This window comes from Thermogemmata fonticola, from assembly GCF_013694095.1.
Classification (GTDB): Bacteria; Planctomycetota; Planctomycetia; order Gemmatales; family Gemmataceae; genus Thermogemmata; species Thermogemmata fonticola.
This window is the reverse complement of the sequence record NZ_JACEFB010000005.1, coordinates 1-15919: the sequence shown is the minus strand read 5'-3', so window position 1 is coordinate 15919 and position 15919 is coordinate 1. Positions and strand designations below refer to the sequence as shown.

Here is a 15919-nt window from a genome sequence, read left to right as displayed (position 1 = left end):
GAAGCTTTTTCGTTCCATCATGGCCGTCGCGGCGTCTTCCGGTATTTCTCCGCTGCCGTAGCAGGGTCGAATTCCACCTCCGGCGGCACGGAAGACGCGGTCGGGGCGGGATTTTGGGGCGCCGAGGTGGGTTTCGGCTGGGTGCTGCACCCCCCCAGGACCACCACGAGCGCCGCTCCCGCTAGCATCATCACCAGGGTCTCCACAAATGCGGCGGACATGGGAGTTCTCCGGGGCGAGGTTTCAGAAATCATTGCTCACAATCTCCCCGCCATCCCGCGTTCCCAAAGCTTGGTACACGGGCAGGCTGAGTCGGCCATTGGAAATGAAGCGCACCGAACCGTCCCCGAAAAGAAAATTGGCGCCGTTGGGATGGTCGCTGCGGAAGGCCCCAAGCCGTGCCGTCCGGTCCGCCGCTGTGCCCACCACCGTGTTGAACATGACCCCCGTGCTGCCGAAGGAATAGGAGGCATAGCCCCACACCCATTGCGTGTTGCCCCCGCGCTGAAGCCCCGCATACGGACCGGAGGTGAAAAAGTAGTCCTTGAGCTGAAACCCCATCTCGCCAGCCAAAATGGTGTTGGACGTGCCGTCCGGCACCTGAGCTAGAGTGACACCGCGTTGTCCCGTCACACCGCCTGAACCGCCGCCCGTCTGCCGCACGATCAGACCGTTGTCATACGCCGGGTTCCCATTTGCGCCCGGTGCGAAAAACGGATTCGGCTGATTACCGATGCACACCGCGTAACTGGACCACCCAGGAAAAGCATCAGGCACCGGCGGCGGCTGCATGCTGGGACAGCGATAGGTCTTCAACTCGCTCTGCCCCAACGTCAAATTGCTGAAACCATCCCCATCTGGGTCGGAAGGGTCCGTCGGCGTCAAGGACGGATTATAACGCCGACCGATATTCTCCTGTTCCAAATAAGGCAGAATGTGCGTGAACGCCGAATTGAAAGTCGGAGAATTCGCCGTAGGAAAGCGCCCCATAGCATCATGATAATTATGAAGCGCTAAACCAATTTGCTTGAGATTATTCTGGCAACTGGTTCGTGCCGCCGCCTCGCGGACCTTCTGCACCGCCGGTAACAACAGCCCGATCAAAATGGCGATGATCGCAATCACCACCAGTAGCTCGATCAGGGTAAACCCCAGCTTTTGTCGGAACACAGCACGCATGGCACTCGACCTCCTCAACTCAGAGTTATGAGGTTCCCAAGGCCGGTGCCTCGCTTACGGAAGTGGACGCTGCCACGGCGCTAGCCTAGCACTCCAGCCGCTCCCTTTCGTGATACTGCGATTCAGTATCAATAAGCATCCTAGCCCCGCCTCCCCTTTCCGTCAACAATCTGTCGCAAAAAAAATGCGGACCGCCGCTCGGTCTCGTTCCTCGATGTGCGGCCTAACGCCCCCGCCTCATCCCCATATGGCCGTGACGAGCTTGAGTTGACATCGCTGCCAATACGGCGAGTTCCTCAGCCTCTCCCCTCCCGCCGCGCCCATTGGGTTGAGTCCCAAAATCAACGCGGTCAGGTAGCTGAGAAAGCAAAAAGCTGCCGGACGCGGGAGACTATGGACTCGTGTCAGAGTATACAGATGGGGAGGGGGCAGTCAGTTCCGAGGCCATCTCGCCCTCTCCCCAAGCTGCGGGTCCGGCCAATCCCTTCGCGTGGGATTCGTACCAACCGCAGGCTACCAACCCTGCTTACCCACTCCAACCTGCCAGTGCAATGGAAACCGATGAACAAGCTGCTGAACAACTGCTCGCCGAAGCACGAGCCTTCTCCCAAGCTAAACGCCGTCAGGAAGCCATTGACCGCCTGATCGAGATTGTCCAGCGCTATCCCCGGACTCAAGCTGCCCAGCGAGCACGCCATACCTTGCAAAAAGCGGGAATCTCGATCTAATCACCTCGCACAGACTCCTCGCCTTTCTGGGCATCCCCTCCCTAATTCCTCATGCCCTCGCTCATCGCCGCCTGAGCTTCGGCAAAGAATCTGCCCCTTTCCGCGGCTCCCTCAACCGTTACGCTTCGTCGAAGTGTTCCCCGGAACACCCAAGAGTCCCCACAGTCAGCCACTCCTCTTTCTCTTTCCATTCACCCATTCGCTATTCGCCATTTTCGCCGCTCGCTATTTTCCCCTGCTTTTTCCAGGAAAAAACCACTTTTTGGAAAAATTTTGCCATTTTCATTTGACAGGACCAATTTTAGGGTGCATATTTATACTGAAACACCTGAACACTTGAAGTAAAAAATGTCAAATACCGCTGTGGAGGGGAATGCTGCTCACCCCGCGTATCCCGCCACCAGCGACACCAGGAGCAAGCCATGAGGACGCCGCATTGCACCCGCACCCCCTGGAGCTTCACCCCGCCTCCCGACCTCTTCTGGGACCGGGACGCCCACCGCGTTCTGCAACAGTTGCGGCTGCAACTCGCCCCCTCGGTGCTTCTCGGCCGTTCCCTCCGGCCCCGCCGCCGCTATGCCTCCCCTGGCCTTCTCCTCTGGTGCCGCCAACTTCCCGGCTGGCAGCGAGCCAACCTCCTCCACCGCTGGGTTCTCCCGCTCTGCGGCACCCTCCTGTGGTACCTGAAAAGCATGCTGACTCAACCCTGTCAGCGGCGAAAGGCGGAACAGACTCCCACCCAACACCAGAAGCGACAACGTTCGGAGACAATGCGGCGTCACTCCCCAGCTTCCCCCGGCCCCGACACACCGGCCCTGCCTCTGAGCCTGGAGAGCATCCCCGCTCCTCCTCCCCCGCCCCGACCGGCGCCCGCACCATCTGTCGAAGCAAAACATGATCTTTTCTACCAATATCAACGTCGAACAAATCGTTCTGTATCCAGTGCGAAATCGGCAAGTCGATCGCGGAAGCGGAGCGTGCCCTTCATCGTCGAGGCGAAGCCCATCCCAATGGTGGCTCGGCGAGCAGTTCCCCGAAGTGAAGAGCCTTCCCCAAGTGGCCGGACCCACCAACGCGGCGGTGGCCTCAAAATGCGGACTAAAACGGCAGAAGAGCCGGGGCGTTGCCCTCCCGCGGCAGAGTCTTCCACCCCAGAAGTACCAGTGACAGCCCGCCGCCAGCGTCGGCAGGGAGCGACCCACGGCGAGGCTTCCCCCATTCGGCCCCAGCGGCGAGGGGAGCCAACCTCGGTTCGCTCCCAGCGTGCCGCGGCAGGGTCTTCTCGGATTTCCTCCGAATTGTCAAGTAAACATGATGAACCCAGGAAACGGAAAAAGTCCGTGGAATCCGGTCATCATCCCATCTCGACAGCAGAAAAGATGCAAATGCGATTGTATAAATTGATTTGTCAATCCATAAGTGGTAATCGGCGAAGTCGTGATCAATTGATACGGTCGCTAGCATCTTTGGATCAGCGAGCCAGGCCCTCGCGTCGCTCAGGCCGTCGGTCGGAAAAGAAGCGGGAAAGTTGGGAGGTTCTCGCGGAGTTGCCCCGTCGTCCGAAGTTGACAAAGCCGTCGCAATGCTCACCTGGAGCTGAACCATCCCGCCGCTCGAAGTTGACAAACTCACCCTCGCGGGACGGCAGGGTCGTCCAACCGGCTGCGGTTCGGCAGGAAGTCTCGGTTCAGCGTCCAGTTGTTCCCCCTGCGGTTTTCAGGGAAGCCGATTCTCGTGGTGTTGAGGGGAAGAGGGTTTGCGGTTCTTCTGCATGGAGGGTAGAAGCCAACGGAGCTGGGCGCACCTTGGGTTCCAGTTTACAAGTAATGGAACAAGACGAGAGGAGCGGGAGCGGCGATTATGGAAGGAGCAGAGCAAGTGCAGGCGTGCTTTGCGACGTTGGGCAGCGGCAGCAGCGGCAACACCGCTTACATCGAGGCGGCGGGCCGCGGGCTGCTGTTGGACTGCGGTCTGGAAGCGGGCGAGTTGGCGCGGCGGCTACGCAGTCTGGGGCGCACCTGGAAGGCGGTTCAGGCCGTGGTGTTGACACACGTGCATTCGGACCATTGGCACGAGAGCGTGCTCGCCGAGCTGTTCGTCCGCCGCATACCGCTGTGGCTTCACAGCCGTCACCTGGTCGATTTGCGCAGCCGTTCGGAGTATCTGCCCCTGTTGGAGAAGAACCAGCTTTTGCGGGAGTATCGAGGGGGGCGATGGTTTACGCCGGTCGAGAATTGTCGTTTCCTACCTATCGAGGTCCTCCACGACAGTCGGCCGACATTCGCCTTCCGGGCGGTGTTGCTTGGGCCGGGCGAGGTGCAGGCGTCGCTGGGATACGTGGCGGATTTGGGATGCGGGAGCGTCCAACTGGCGGAGGCGTTGGCCAACCTGGACCTGCTGGCGGTGGAGTTCAATCACGATCCGCAGATGCAGCGCCAGAGCGGCCGGCCGTGGTATCTGATCCGCCGCGTGTTGAGCGATCAGGGGCATCTGTCCAACACTCAGGCGGCGGCGCTGGTGGAGCAGATTCTGGCGCGTTCCCAGCGGATGCCGCGGTATCTGGTGCAACTCCATCTAAGCGAGGAGTGCAACCGCCCGGAGCTGGCGGCGGAGAGCGTGCAGCCGATCCTGAAGCGGTATTGTCCTGCGGTGAAGCTGATCACCGCTCCGCGGCACGAGGCAAGCGGTATCCTGCCGCTGGTATGCGAAGCAACGGGCGACCTGCCGGAGTAGCCTGCGGGACAGGAAGTGCCGGTTTTCCCCCAGGCCGCCAGCATGGGAAAGATGGCGAGGCTGTGCGGCTTGTGCCGGGAAGGGGCACGCTTGGCTTGGCCGTTCTGAGCAATTCTGCCGTCTGCAAGGATTGCGTGGAGTCGATGAGGAAAAGGCAGGGTTGGGTGCGGGCGGAACGCTGGGAAGACTGCGGTGTACGGCCCGTTTCCGATCGCCTGAGTTCAGGAGCACAGAGCATGGGGATACGGCATAGTGGAGTGCTGGGGGTGGCGTTGTTGTCTGGTGTGGCAGCGGGGGCAGCCGAACCGCGTCCTTTGCCGACGACTCCACAAGTGCCGCCGCTGACTCTGACGGCGGAGCCGCCGGGCCGAGGTTCGAGCGTGCCGTATGGTAGCCGTATTCATGTGCCGCCTGGGGAGCGGCCCGCCCTCGCCCTGCGGGAACAGGCGGAGATGGCAGTCCACCCAGGGGTAGGTGATAGTCCGATGTCACTTCAGGGGATCGGCCGCTCTTCTCCTTCTAGCGTGCGCTCGATCATCCCTGGCTCCCCGATCAAGGCCTGGCTGTTCTTCTATCCCACCACGGGCAAGGCGCTGCCGTGCTTCCAACCCCGGCCGTATGTCGGCCCAATCACCGGCACCTTCCCGTGTACTTCCGCCCCTGCACTGAGCAGTGGTGTGGGCCGCCCCCACTCCGCGGGCTGTTGCAGTGCTCACGCTTCCCTGCCGCTCAGTCGCGGCGCTCGCAGCAGTTCCACCGTCTCCGGGAGAACCCTTCCCGCGATCTCGGACGGAATGGAATCCCCCGCCGGCTATCGCTTCGCCCAGGCGGAAAGCCAAAAACTCTTGGAGCAGTTGCTCCTGCCCGCGCGGTCCGGTTACGCTCCGCCGCCGAAGGGTTTCTGGAACACGCCGGCCCCGCGTGTGTTAGCGGTTCCGCCTTCTATGGGGCAGACCCAGGGCGCGAAGTAGTAATGGAGTACCGTCCGCGAAACCAAGGGGTTGGAAACGTAGGAGGTGCGGTGCACGGAAGAGTACACAGAAGCGGAGATCGCAGTCAGGGTTTGGGAGGCGTCGCGTTCTGGCCAGCCGGCGCACTGGGAACTCCCGGCGGGCGGATGTGCTCCCCGGAGCCGGGCCAAGGCAGCTCTTCACCGCTTGGCGGCGGGGCCGTGGGAGGCGGCGGCGTACTCCCGGTGGGCAGAGCGGGAGTGGATGGCATCGGCGGGCAGGGAACCGGTTGGCCTGTGACTGCGTCATAGCAGCCCTCGCTCAAGCGACCTTGACTCATGAGCTGGCCGGCCTGAGGCGACCGCAGGCGGGAAGAAAACCATCCCGGCCGGGAATCACAGCGATCCCGCTCGCACAACCGGCACCCCGCACCGAGAGACAACAATATGACACTAATGCATGCCAGTTGACTTCCGCGCACCATAGAAACTTTCCTCAGTCTCGTTCTGCGGTTTCTCGCTGAGATCGGGTAGCGAACGGTACACTGGCATTTTGACTGGAGGAAAAAGGCAAAACAATGCGACTCCGCGGGAAAACCAAGCAGCAGAACCTTCCCAAGCCGGTGCAATCCCTAAGCCAGGCTTAGCAGGTAGAATCGTGCGTCTTTGCCTAGCTTGCCATCGGCTGATCCGAAAGCACTCCGCAGAGCCTCGGCTGCTCGTACTTTGAGGATTCTCGGAGGGAGCACCGGGATCAAGACGCGTGGAGGTTGGCCATGTTCCCGATCTATCAGTCCCGTCATATTCGCGTGGACCTGGAGCGGCACATCGCCACCCTGACTTTTGCCTTCTCGCCGTTGGAGCAGCAGGGTTGGGATGGGAACGCTCTGGAGGAATGGGAACGAGCCATCGCCTGGCTCTACACTTCCTGCCCGGTGGGGATTTTGGTGATCCGGTCTGGGACGAAGGACAGTTTCTGCCGGGGTCTGCATCCGTTGGTGCTGCGGGAGCTGCGCCGCCCGGCGGATCGCGCCGCCTTTGCCTGGAGAGGGCAGCAACTGATCCAAAAGCTGGCCCACTGGCCCGGCGTGAGCATCGCATCCATCGATGGCCTTTGCCGTGGGGTGGGCTGGGAATTGGCCCTGGCCTGCGATTACCGCCTGGCTGTGCAACGGGCGGCCACGCGGATCGAACTGCCCCAAGGCTTGACCTGCTTCGGCGGGTCGGTTCTGCTCCAAAGCCGCCACAGCCCCCAGGCACGGCACCGCTTGGCCTCCGGCATCCCTCTGTCGGCCCGCGAAGCCTTCCAGCTCCAGCTTGTGGACCATCTCAGCTATCCCTCTGACGGTGACAATGCCCTGTCCCGACTCCGCGAACAATTCGGACATTCCCTGGCCAAACGCCCCTTGCCCGCTGCTTGGCTCGGCTTGGCTAGCGAACGCCGCCGTTTTGCCGCCTGGAACCCTCCGCTGCCTCCCAATGTCATTTCTGACTTAGCGGCCGATGGGGCACCTCTGCCATTTCCCCATGTTATCGGCGTGTGGGGGGATATACCGGCGATCGAAGATTGGCTCCTCGAAGCCTTGCTCAAGGGGGCTTTGGTCCTCGTCCATTCCCCACAGCAACGCTATCGACAACGCCTTGATCAACTAGAACAGCGGGGCTTTTGCACCTCCCAGGAGAAATTGCTTCTTCTGGAACGCCTGCGTCCTGTGGATCATCCCGATGACTTGGCAGCCGCGGAATTGATTGTTCTCGCGCCGCAGTATCATCCGGGGGAACTGTGCCGCCGGCTTGACCCTGCCTCCCTGCTGGTGTGGGTTCAGCCCGCGGGGCACGCCCCATTGCCCCCGATTTCCCAGGCGTACAATACCATAGTAAGGCCCCAACGTGTCGTGCGATTATCGTTCCTTCACTCCCGTCATGTCGCCGTGGTTCCAGAAGAGGCGGTGGATGAACTATCCGTGCAGCGCCTGGTGTCCTGGTTCCAACAAGGCGATTATGGGGTGGTGGTCTTTCCTGCGGATGCACGAATTCTGGCGAGTGCGGCTTAAATTGTCCAACGTTGCAACCTGTTGATCTGATAAAATAATGAATCAGTCTATCCGCCCGGTGCCGGATGTTTCTGATCCCCAGCCGCCTGGAGCCGGCCGCCCGCGCCGCCGCTTGCTCCCGGTCCGCGAACGTGCCGCGGCCATCAATCAGCGCCTGGCGCAAATCTACCCCCAGCCCTCCACAGCCCTGCGTCACGACAATCCCCTCCAACTGCTGATCGCCACCATTCTCTCGGCCCAATGTACCGATGAGCGGGTCAACCAGGTCACCCCCCGCCTGTTTGCCCGCTACCGCACGGCGGAAGATTTTGCCCGCGCCGATCTTCGAGAATTGGAGGCGATCATCCGGCCCACGGGCTACTACCGCAGCAAGGCTCGGCACATCCGCGACTGCTGCGCCCAATTGGTGGAGCGATTCGGCGGGCAGGTCCCGCGGACCCTGGAGGAACTCGTCACCTTGCCGGGAATCGGCCGGAAAACCGCCAATGTGGTCTTAGGCGATGCCTTCGGTGTTCCGGGGATCACCGTCGATACTCATGTCAAAAGATTGTCACAACGGCTCGGCCTGACACGCCATACGGACCCAAACAAGATTGAGCAGGCTCTGATGAAGCTGCTGCCCCCTGCCGAATGGACCGCGTTCAGCCATCGCCTCATCTTGCACGGGCGGCAGGTTTGCCAGGCTCGCAAACCTCGCTGTGATTCCTGTATCCTGGCCGATCTGTGTCCCAAAATAGGAGTATCCTTGAAAAAACCTGTCAAAAGTAGAACTCGAAAATCCCAAAGAAAAGAATGAATTTGATATTGATTCTGGTGGATTAATATATTTTCGATGAACCTTGATAAACATCGCAATAGACCATGAAGAAATATGATACATCGACGTTGCTAGAACGGTTCCTGCGTTATGTGCGGATCGATACGCAAGCCAATGAGAAAGCGGGGACGTATCCCAGCACGCCAGGCCAGCGGGAACTCGGACGCCTGCTCTGCGAAGAGCTGCGCGCCATGGGGGTGCAGAACGTGGAGCAGGATGAACATGGGCTGGTCTTCGCCACGATCGCGGCGACGGTGCCCGGTGCGCCCACGATCGCATTTACGGCTCATCTCGACACCAGTCCGGAAACCAGCGGACGGAATGTTCAGCCGCAGGTCATCCGCAACTATCCCGGCGGCGACATCCCCCTGCCCGGCGATCCGCGCCAGGTCATCCGCGTGGCCGACAATCCCGAACTGAACCAGCTTGTCGGCAAAACCCTCATCACCACCGATGGCACAACTTTGTTAGGAGCCGATGATAAAGCCGGCGTAGCTGTCATTATGGAAGCATGTCGGATTATGTGTGAAAATCCTGATATACCACATGGACAGATTCGCATTGTATTTACATGTGATGAAGAAATTGGAAAAGGTGTTTTATATCTAGAGCCAGATCGTATTGGTGCCGTGGTGGCTTATACATTGGATGGCACAGGTGTAGGGGAGATCGAAGCGGAAACCTTTTCTGCGGACCTGGCGCTCATCACTATCACAGGGGCCAACATCCACCCGGCGATTGCTAAAGGGCGGATGATCAACGCCGTGCGCCTGGCTGGGAAATTCCTGGAGCGCCTCCCGCAGCATCACTACAGTCCGGAGACGACCAGCGACCGCGAGGGGTTCATCCATCCGTATGTCATCGAAGGCGGAGTGGCCCAAGTGACAATCCGCTGTCTGCTCCGGGACTTCGAGACGCCGCAATTGGCGGAATACGCCGCCTGGTTGCGGGAGATCGGGCGGCAGATCGAACGGGATCATCCTGGCGCGCGGGTCCAGGTGGCCGTCCAGCCGCAGTATCGCAACATGCGGGAGGGAATTGCACGCGAGCCGCGGGCTGTGGCTTATGCCGTCGAGGCTGTCCGGCGGGCCGGTTTGGAACCGAAGCTCAAGAGCATCCGCGGCGGCACCGACGGCGCTCTCCTCACGGCTAAAGGATTGCCCACCCCTAACCTCTCCTGTGGTGAGCACAACTTCCACTCACCTTTGGAATGGACATGTTTGGAAGAATTGGAGTCCGCAGTCCACGTCGTATTGGAATTGTGCCAAGTGTGGGCAGGACATTGAGAATTATATCCACTCTGACTTGAAGGTATATTATCGAATCACACCCAATTCTCGCCCGACTTCTGTGAAGGCGGCCACGGCACGATCGATCTGCTCGTCGGTGTGAGCGGCGGAGACCTGCAAGCGGATTCGGGCCTGCCCCTGGGGGACAACGGGATAGCTGAAGCCGATGACGTAAATGCCGCGTTCCAGCAACGCGTCCGCCATGCGCGTCGCTAAAGCGGCTTCTCCTAACATTACAGGCAAGATAGGAGTAGGTCCCGGTTTAATCGTGAAGCCAGCATTTTCTAAACCGTGGCGCATCTTAGCAGTATTAGCCTTAAGTTTGGCGCGTAAATCCGCAGCTTCATCAATGAGTGAGAAAGATTCGATAGCCGCGGCGACTAATGCTGGCGGCACACTGTTGGAAAACAGGTAGGGGCGGGAGCGATTGCGCAGCCAATCCACGATTTCCGCACTGGAGGCGGTGAAGCCGCCGCTGGCCCCGCCGAGGGTCTTCCCCAACGTGCCGGTGATGATGTCAATGCGGTCGAGCACGCCCAATTCCTCTGCCGCCCCGCGTCCCGTCGGACCCAAATGCCCCGTCCCGTGGCAGTCGTCGATGCCTACCACGGCGTCATATCGGTCCGCCAACTCGCAAATCACTGGCAAGTTCGCTAGATCGCCATCCATTGAGAATACAGAATCCGTAAATATCATCTTGAAACGATATTTCCGAGCAGATTCCAGTTGGTTCCTTAAATCATCCATGTCATTGTGGCGGTAACGGAATCGTTGGGCTTTACAGAGCCGGATACCATCAATGATCGAGGCATGATTCAATTCATCGGAAAACACCGCGTCTTGTTCTGTCAAGAGGGGTTCAAACAGGCCGCCATTGGCATCGAAGCAGGAGGTATAGAGAAGGGAATCCTGTTTGTGGAAGAATTGGGCGATCCGTTGTTCTAGTTGCTTATGAATGGTTTGCGTGCCACAGATGAACCGCACACTGGATAAACCGTAGCCCCAGCGGCGGAGTCCCTCCTCGGCAGCGGCGACGATTCGCGGGTGATTGGCCAGGCCCAAGTAATTGTTAGCACAGAAGTTGATGACTTTGCGGCCTTGGACGACGATTTCGGGACTTTGCGGGGTTTCAATCCAACGTTCCGCTTTGTATAGACCCTGGGATTTTAGATGGGAGATTTGTTCACGTAAATACGCATTCATTGTGTTGGCGGGCATGGTGTTCCTCCGCAGTAGATGTTTTGGGTTGCCAGTGCGGTTTTCAAAGCACGGCGTTTTTGCCACCATTTTATTAATAATGGAAGTATGGATATGAAGACGACAGTGATGACAACTTTATCAATATGTCGAGCGATCTGGAATTGATCACCGAAGAGAGGCCGGAGCAAGGGGTCCAGCCACATGTGGAGTGTATAGCCGAGGAGTATCATGCTCACAATCCAACCGATCCCGCCGAAAATGTTGTAAGCCAAGAAGCGGCGATAGGGCATTTGGGCGGCGCCGGCGACGACCGGGGCAAAGGTCCGGATGATCGGCACGAAGCGAGCGATGATGATTGTTTTGCCACCATGCCGATCGTAGAAGGCCTGGGCAGCCAGGAGGTGCTCGCGGCGGAAGAAGCGGCTGTTCGGCTTGCGATAGAGCGCCGGCCCGGCGCTGTGGCCGATCCAGTAACCGACCGTATCGCCGACGATCGCGGACAAGCACAAAGTGAGGATGAGCCAGTGCACGGGCCAGCCGACGGAGTGGGCGACGATGCCCGCAGTGACCAGGAGGGAATCCCCCGGTAGAAAAAAGCCGATGAGCAGGCCGGTTTCCGTGAAGACGATCAGGTTGAGCACCAAAAAGGCCGCCACCACGACGCCCGGCGCACTGAGGGCTTCCCGCCAAGCGTCGGGATTGGTCAGATTACTGAGCACTTGCAAGAGAATGGTACCGGCTTGGCTCAGGGTTTCTTCCATAGCATGCTCCGGGGGACGGCTTTGTTCTGGTCGTCGAAATCCTCCACTCGCCCACGGCCCGCTTACCTCTGGAACCAGCCTAACGTACAACACACCCCGGCGGGAAGGCCAATCCCGGCTGCGGCTCGGTATCTCCCTCCGCCTGGGTGATAGCTGGCGGCGTCGTGCTGATGCCTTCGGGTTCTGCCTCGCAGGGGGAAATAGACGGCGGTGAACGAGAAGAAGCGGCAGGGGCCGAACGGCTCAGGAGGTAACGGGAACAGCGCGGGAGGGGGATGCACATTGCCGGTGGGGCAGTTTCCTAGCGAGGACAGGCGGGCGATGATGCCGCTGTCGTGGGAGGAAAGCTACTTTTCGCGGCGGAGGCGGATGAGGATGGCCTCCCCTTCCGGTTTGAAGTCCTTGGGCCGTTCGCCTTTTTCCGTCATGACGATGGTCACTTCGTCTTTGTCGATTTTGTAGATGCCGGGGAAGGTTTTGCCCTTGTAGTCGCCATCGAGGGGGAAAATGTCGATGGCGGGAGGAACTTTTTCCGGGTCGAGTTTGAACTGGGCGTTCTTCTCTTCTTCGTTGGCAAGTTTGACTGTGAGTTTGTTTCCCTTGAAGATGAAGGAGAGGTTTTCGATGACCTCTTTAGGGGCCGGGCCGGTCGCTTTCTCCATGATGAGGACTTTGTAGCGTCCTTCGAGGCGTTTGAGGTCTGCGGGCTGAGCTAAAGCGAGGGCGAGGGTGCTGGCCGCCAAGATGAGAACCGCTCCAAGGAAGCGTGCGTGCATGGCCATCTCCTGAGTTTCCGGGAGGAAATCCTGATTGCGGTATATCGAAAGCCTGAGTATTGACCAGAGGGGGAAGAGGGTCGGGGAGCCGCGAAGCGGTGCCGTCCGCAAGCCACCCCGGACGAAAGCCGGAGAGGCGGGAGGGGCGAGGCCCCAGGGAGTGGCAGGGAATTGTCAGTCCCTGGGCGAGGACGGCGGGGGTGCTTTCACGGGGGGAAGGGAATCGAAGAAAGCGAAGACATCGGGCAGGGCTTCGCGGACGATGGTCAGGTGTTCGAGACGGGGGTATTCGCGGAAGCGGTAATGGGGGAGTTTTTCGGCGGCGAGTTTTTTGTGGAGGGAGCGGGCGGCGGCGATGGCCAGGTCGTCTTGGCTCCCGGCGGCGAGGAAGAAGGGGAGGCGGCGGAGCAGTTGCGGATCGCTCAGGGGCGGGGCACCGCCGAGGGCAGCCACAGCAGCGAAGGACTCCGGGTGCCGCTGGGCGAGGGCGGCGGCCTGGGCAGCTCCCAGCGAGTGGCCGACGAGGAAGATGCGGCGGCGATCAAGGGGGTAGCGCTTGGCCAGAGCGTCGATCAGAGCTGGGACGGGGGCAGGGCCGAGCAGGCCGGCGCGGGGGGCCAGGAGCAGCCAGCCGCGGCTGTGGCATTCCCGGACGATCTGACCCGCGCCGTAACTGTCAAAAAACATGTTCTCATCCACACCGGCTCCGTGTAACGCAATGACCAGCGGCACGGGACGCTCCGGGTGCAGCCCTTTGGGCACAAAGAGGCGGCAGGGGGTGGCACCCTCGGCGCCGGTCGGAATGGACAGCCAATACTGGCCGTGCCGCTCGCAGGTGAAGAAGGGCTTATGGGCGGCCATGAGTTCGGCGTTGCGCAGCCATTCGGCGTAGGGGAAGTCAGTGATGGGGGCTTCGCCCCGCAAGGCGGCGCGGAAGGCAGCCAGCCGGGCGCGGAGAGTGGCCGTCTCGATGGCCAGGGCTTCGGGTCGGTCCTGGAGGGCCTGTGTCAACCTCTCCAGGCGCGATGACAGGCGGGCGACCTGGGAGATGCCGATGCGCACCGGCTGGAGGTTGTCCTGGGCATCCAAAAGGACGTAGAGGCGGCGGTCCAAGCCGTCGTGTTCGCCGAGGGGGGGCAGGGGAACGCGGACCGTCAGGGGCCAGGAGTCGAGCGGGACCGAGACCACCTCTTTTTCGATGAACCAGAGGCGCAGGCGGGCGCCTCGCGGCAGGGGAACCGCCGGCCGGTAAAATGGCTGCACCGTGACGACTAATTCGGTCTGCTGGTCATCCAGGAGCCGCTTCTGGGGCGTGATTTGCAAAGCGGCGGCCCATTGTCGGGCGGCGCTGGGTTCCCGTGGCGATTGCAAAGCGAAAGTGGCGTGATCCAGGGAGCGGGCGGCCTCGGCGAGGCGGAACGCAAAGAACTGCCGGGTGACGGGGCGGAGATGCTCCAGAGCGCGCTGCCGGGCGGTCTCGTCCTCCTGCTGTTCCCAGGCTGCCTCCATTTGCCGCAGGCGCCGCCCCAGTTCGTAACGTTCCTCTTGGGCGGAAGCGGCGGGGAGCAGGATCAGGAGCACCAGGGCAGGGACAAGGTTCCGCATGATACGATCTCCGCAGGGAGAGCAGAGGCGGCAGAGGATAGCCGATGAGACCAGCATTGCGGGAGCGGGCGGACAGTTCGGCGGAACGCGGAGAGCAGCGGGAGAAGGCTGGCCGCTCCAGGGACGCGCGCAGCTCTCCGAGCAGCTCTATAGGATGATAGACAGGGGACAGGCGTGTGTCCAAGTGCAGGCGTGTATCCCCCAGAGGCATAAGTGAGAGTGAGGATGGCTGGCGCGAGGAGAGAAGGCAGCGGCCTGCCGGTGGTGGCGATCGTAGGACGGCCCAATGTGGGCAAGTCGTCGCTGTTCAACTGGCTGGTGGGGCGGCGGATCAGCATTGTGGACCCGACGCCGGGAGTGACGCGGGATCGTGTCTCCGCCACGGTGGAGTATGCGGGCCGGTACTTCGAGTTGGTCGATACCGGCGGCGTGGGGGTCGTCGATCGGGCCGATTTGAGCACGGCGGTGGAGCGGCAGATCGAATACGCCCTGGCCTCGGCGGCGGTCGTGGTGTTCGTCGTGGATGTGCGTAGCGGCCTGGTGGGTCTCGATGAGGAGGTGGCGGAGCGGCTGCGCCGCTGGGGCAAGCCGGTGATCCTGGCAGCGAACAAGGCGGACACCGAGGTGCTGGCCTGCGCCGTCGGGGATTTTTACAAACTCGGCTTCGGGGCACCGCTCCCTGTGTCCGCGGAGCAAAAGCGGGGGAAGGAGGAATTGCTGGAGGCGATCTTGAGCCGGTTGCCGGCAGCGGAAGTAACGGCTCCGCCGGAAGCCGCCTTGAAATTGGCCGTCGTCGGCCGGCGCAACGCCGGGAAAAGCACCTTCATCAACAGCCTGGCTGGGGCGGAGCGGGTCATCGTCTCGGAAGTGCCGGGGACCACGCGGGACAGCATCGACGTGCGCATCGAACGAGATGGCCGGGTCTATCTGGTCATCGACACCGCCGGGGTGCGCAAGCGGTCCTCCCTGGCCGATAGCATCGAGTTTTACAGCTTGCACCGGGCAGAACGAGCCATCCGGCGGGCTGATGTCGTCCTCCATTTTCTCGACGCTCAGTTGCGCATCGGACGGGTGGACAAACAACTGGCGGATTACATCGTGCGGGAACACAAGCCGGCGATCTTCGTGGTCAACAAGTGGGATTTGGTGAAGGATCGGGTGACGACGGAGGCGATGGGGGAGTATCTGCGGCGGGTGTTTCCCATGCTGGAGCATGTGCCGATCGCTTTTATCAGTGCCAAGAGCGGGCGGAATGTGCTGCGGGTGGTGCATTTGGCGGCGGAGCTGCACAAGCAGGCCGGTGTGCGCGTCAATACCGGGGACCTCAACCGCGTCCTGCGGCAGGCGCTGGAAGCCTACAGCCCGCCCCTGCGGCACAACCGTGTGCCCAAGCTCTACTATGCCACGCAGGTCGCCGTCCATCCGCCGACCATTGTCCTGTTCACCAACGGGCCGGAGCTGTTCGACGCCGTCTATCTCCGCTACCTGAGCCGGGTCCTGCGGGACCATTTCCCCTTCCCCGAAGTGGCGCTCAAGCTGGTCCTGCGGGGGCGGAGCGGCGGCGGGAGCCGGGATGGCGATGACGGAGGAACCGCAGCGCAGGAAATGGCGGCGGAGCAACTCGCCGATCCGGAGACGGAACCGTTCTCCCTGGCGGAGGAGGAAACCCCGATGCCGCGGCGGGAACCCTCCATGCGCCGGAGCAAGACCGACAACCCGGACACGTGGAAGCTGTAAAACACGCCCCCTGAAGGCTCTGGGACATGCTCTCCCGACGGATGCCACGAAGCGGAAGGGGCCGGCCCTGGTCCTCCTGTCTCCCAGTCGT

Annotated in this window: 15 protein-coding genes; 7 read left to right on the top strand and 8 right to left on the bottom strand. The window is 61.2% G+C overall.

Going from position 1 to position 15919, the window contains the following annotated elements; genetic code table 11:
- Positions 1-17: 17 nt before the first annotated feature.
- Entirely contained in the window at positions 18-221 is a 204-nt protein-coding gene (locus H0921_RS08660) for a hypothetical protein (RefSeq protein ID WP_194537678.1), read from the bottom strand.
- A gap of 22 nt (positions 222-243) precedes the next feature.
- Positions 244-1179 carry a DUF1559 domain-containing protein gene (locus H0921_RS08655; RefSeq protein WP_194537677.1) on the bottom strand — a complete coding sequence of 312 codons (936 nt, stop codon included), beginning with the start codon at positions 1177-1179 and terminating at the stop codon, positions 244-246.
- Between the two features lie 401 nt (positions 1180-1580).
- Here H0921_RS08655 and H0921_RS08650 point away from each other — a divergent pair, with 401 nt between their 5' ends.
- Positions 1581-1907 carry a tetratricopeptide repeat protein gene (locus tag H0921_RS08650; RefSeq protein WP_194537676.1) on the top strand — a complete coding sequence of 109 codons (327 nt, stop codon included), beginning with the start codon at positions 1581-1583 and terminating at the stop codon, positions 1905-1907.
- 380 nt (positions 1908-2287) lie between these two features.
- Here the strand turns inward: H0921_RS08650 and H0921_RS08645 are convergent, their stop codons facing one another.
- On the bottom strand, positions 2288-2689 hold the full coding sequence (locus H0921_RS08645; RefSeq protein ID WP_194537675.1) for a hypothetical protein: 402 nt from the start codon (positions 2687-2689) through the stop codon (positions 2288-2290).
- Between the two features lie 1078 nt (positions 2690-3767).
- Here H0921_RS08645 and H0921_RS08640 point away from each other — a divergent pair.
- Positions 3768-4640 carry an MBL fold metallo-hydrolase gene (locus tag H0921_RS08640; protein ID WP_194537674.1) on the top strand — a complete coding sequence of 291 codons (873 nt, stop codon included), beginning with the start codon at positions 3768-3770 and terminating at the stop codon, positions 4638-4640.
- 236 nt (positions 4641-4876) lie between these two features.
- Complete coding sequence (locus H0921_RS08635) at positions 4877-5611, top strand: hypothetical protein (RefSeq protein ID WP_194537673.1); 735 nt, start codon at positions 4877-4879, stop codon at positions 5609-5611.
- An 85-nt stretch (positions 5612-5696) separates the two neighbouring features.
- Here the strand turns inward: H0921_RS08635 and H0921_RS08630 are convergent, their stop codons facing one another.
- Positions 5697-6074 (bottom strand): hypothetical protein, encoded by a 378-nt coding sequence (locus H0921_RS08630; protein ID WP_194537672.1) that lies wholly within the window; start codon positions 6072-6074, stop codon positions 5697-5699.
- Positions 6075-6365: 291 nt separating this feature from the next.
- On the opposite strand from H0921_RS08630, the gene H0921_RS08625 reads away from it, so the two are divergent.
- The 3 genes from H0921_RS08625 to pepT all read left to right on the top strand — a co-directional run bounded on the left by H0921_RS08625 (position 6366) and on the right by pepT (position 9746).
- Positions 6366-7643, top strand: coding sequence for an enoyl-CoA hydratase/isomerase family protein (locus tag H0921_RS08625; RefSeq protein ID WP_194537669.1), 1278 nt, complete (start codon positions 6366-6368; stop codon positions 7641-7643).
- A gap of 37 nt (positions 7644-7680) precedes the next feature.
- On the top strand, positions 7681-8439 hold the full coding sequence (gene nth / locus H0921_RS08620) for an endonuclease III (RefSeq protein ID WP_194537668.1): 759 nt from the start codon (positions 7681-7683) through the stop codon (positions 8437-8439).
- 65 nt (positions 8440-8504) lie between these two features.
- A complete protein-coding gene (gene pepT / locus H0921_RS08615) occupies positions 8505-9746 on the top strand; it encodes a peptidase T (protein ID WP_194537667.1) in 1242 nt (413 codons plus the stop codon).
- A gap of 30 nt (positions 9747-9776) precedes the next feature.
- On the opposite strand, the gene kbl is transcribed toward pepT, so the two are convergent.
- The 4 genes from kbl to H0921_RS08595 form a co-directional block, all read right to left on the bottom strand.
- Entirely contained in the window at positions 9777-10967 is a 1191-nt protein-coding gene (kbl, locus tag H0921_RS08610; protein ID WP_194537666.1) for a glycine C-acetyltransferase, read from the bottom strand.
- Positions 10949-11710 carry a DedA family protein gene (locus H0921_RS08605; RefSeq protein ID WP_194537665.1) on the bottom strand — a complete coding sequence of 254 codons (762 nt, stop codon included), beginning with the start codon at positions 11708-11710 and terminating at the stop codon, positions 10949-10951. The genes kbl and H0921_RS08605 overlap by 19 nt, the downstream gene beginning before the upstream one ends.
- Positions 11711-12057: 347 nt before the next feature.
- On the bottom strand, positions 12058-12486 hold the full coding sequence (locus tag H0921_RS08600) for a TIGR03067 domain-containing protein (protein WP_194537663.1): 429 nt from the start codon (positions 12484-12486) through the stop codon (positions 12058-12060).
- Positions 12487-12660: 174 nt separating this feature from the next.
- Positions 12661-14091 carry an alpha/beta fold hydrolase gene (locus tag H0921_RS08595; RefSeq protein ID WP_194537662.1) on the bottom strand — a complete coding sequence of 477 codons (1431 nt, stop codon included), beginning with the start codon at positions 14089-14091 and terminating at the stop codon, positions 12661-12663.
- Between the two features lie 225 nt (positions 14092-14316).
- On the opposite strand from H0921_RS08595, the gene der reads away from it, so the two are divergent.
- Entirely contained in the window at positions 14317-15828 is a 1512-nt protein-coding gene (der, locus tag H0921_RS08590; RefSeq protein WP_194537661.1) for a ribosome biogenesis GTPase Der, read from the top strand.
- Positions 15829-15919: the final 91 nt, after the last annotated feature.

What these genes read in the sequence shown, in the direction of transcription:
- kbl (WP_194537666.1), bottom strand. Translation starts at nt 10,967, where the DNA reads ATGCCCGCCAACACAATGAATGCGTATTTACGTGAACAAATCTCCCAT.
- H0921_RS08660 (WP_194537678.1), bottom strand. Translation starts at nt 221, where the DNA reads ATGTCCGCCGCATTTGTGGAGACCCTGGTGATGATGCTAGCGGGAGCG.
- nth (WP_194537668.1), top strand. Translation starts at nt 7,681, where the DNA reads ATGAATCAGTCTATCCGCCCGGTGCCGGATGTTTCTGATCCCCAGCCG.
- H0921_RS08630 (WP_194537672.1), bottom strand. Translation starts at nt 6,074, where the DNA reads ATGGTGCGCGGAAGTCAACTGGCATGCATTAGTGTCATATTGTTGTCT.
- H0921_RS08640 (WP_194537674.1), top strand. Translation starts at nt 3,768, where the DNA reads ATGGAAGGAGCAGAGCAAGTGCAGGCGTGCTTTGCGACGTTGGGCAGC.
- H0921_RS08600 (WP_194537663.1), bottom strand. Translation starts at nt 12,486, where the DNA reads ATGCACGCACGCTTCCTTGGAGCGGTTCTCATCTTGGCGGCCAGCACC.
- H0921_RS08605 (WP_194537665.1), bottom strand. Translation starts at nt 11,710, where the DNA reads ATGGAAGAAACCCTGAGCCAAGCCGGTACCATTCTCTTGCAAGTGCTC.
- der (WP_194537661.1), top strand. Translation starts at nt 14,317, where the DNA reads ATGGCTGGCGCGAGGAGAGAAGGCAGCGGCCTGCCGGTGGTGGCGATC.
- H0921_RS08655 (WP_194537677.1), bottom strand. Translation starts at nt 1,179, where the DNA reads ATGCGTGCTGTGTTCCGACAAAAGCTGGGGTTTACCCTGATCGAGCTA.
- H0921_RS08625 (WP_194537669.1), top strand. Translation starts at nt 6,366, where the DNA reads ATGTTCCCGATCTATCAGTCCCGTCATATTCGCGTGGACCTGGAGCGG.
- pepT (WP_194537667.1), top strand. Translation starts at nt 8,505, where the DNA reads ATGAAGAAATATGATACATCGACGTTGCTAGAACGGTTCCTGCGTTAT.
- H0921_RS08595 (WP_194537662.1), bottom strand. Translation starts at nt 14,091, where the DNA reads ATGCGGAACCTTGTCCCTGCCCTGGTGCTCCTGATCCTGCTCCCCGCC.
- H0921_RS08635 (WP_194537673.1), top strand. Translation starts at nt 4,877, where the DNA reads ATGGGGATACGGCATAGTGGAGTGCTGGGGGTGGCGTTGTTGTCTGGT.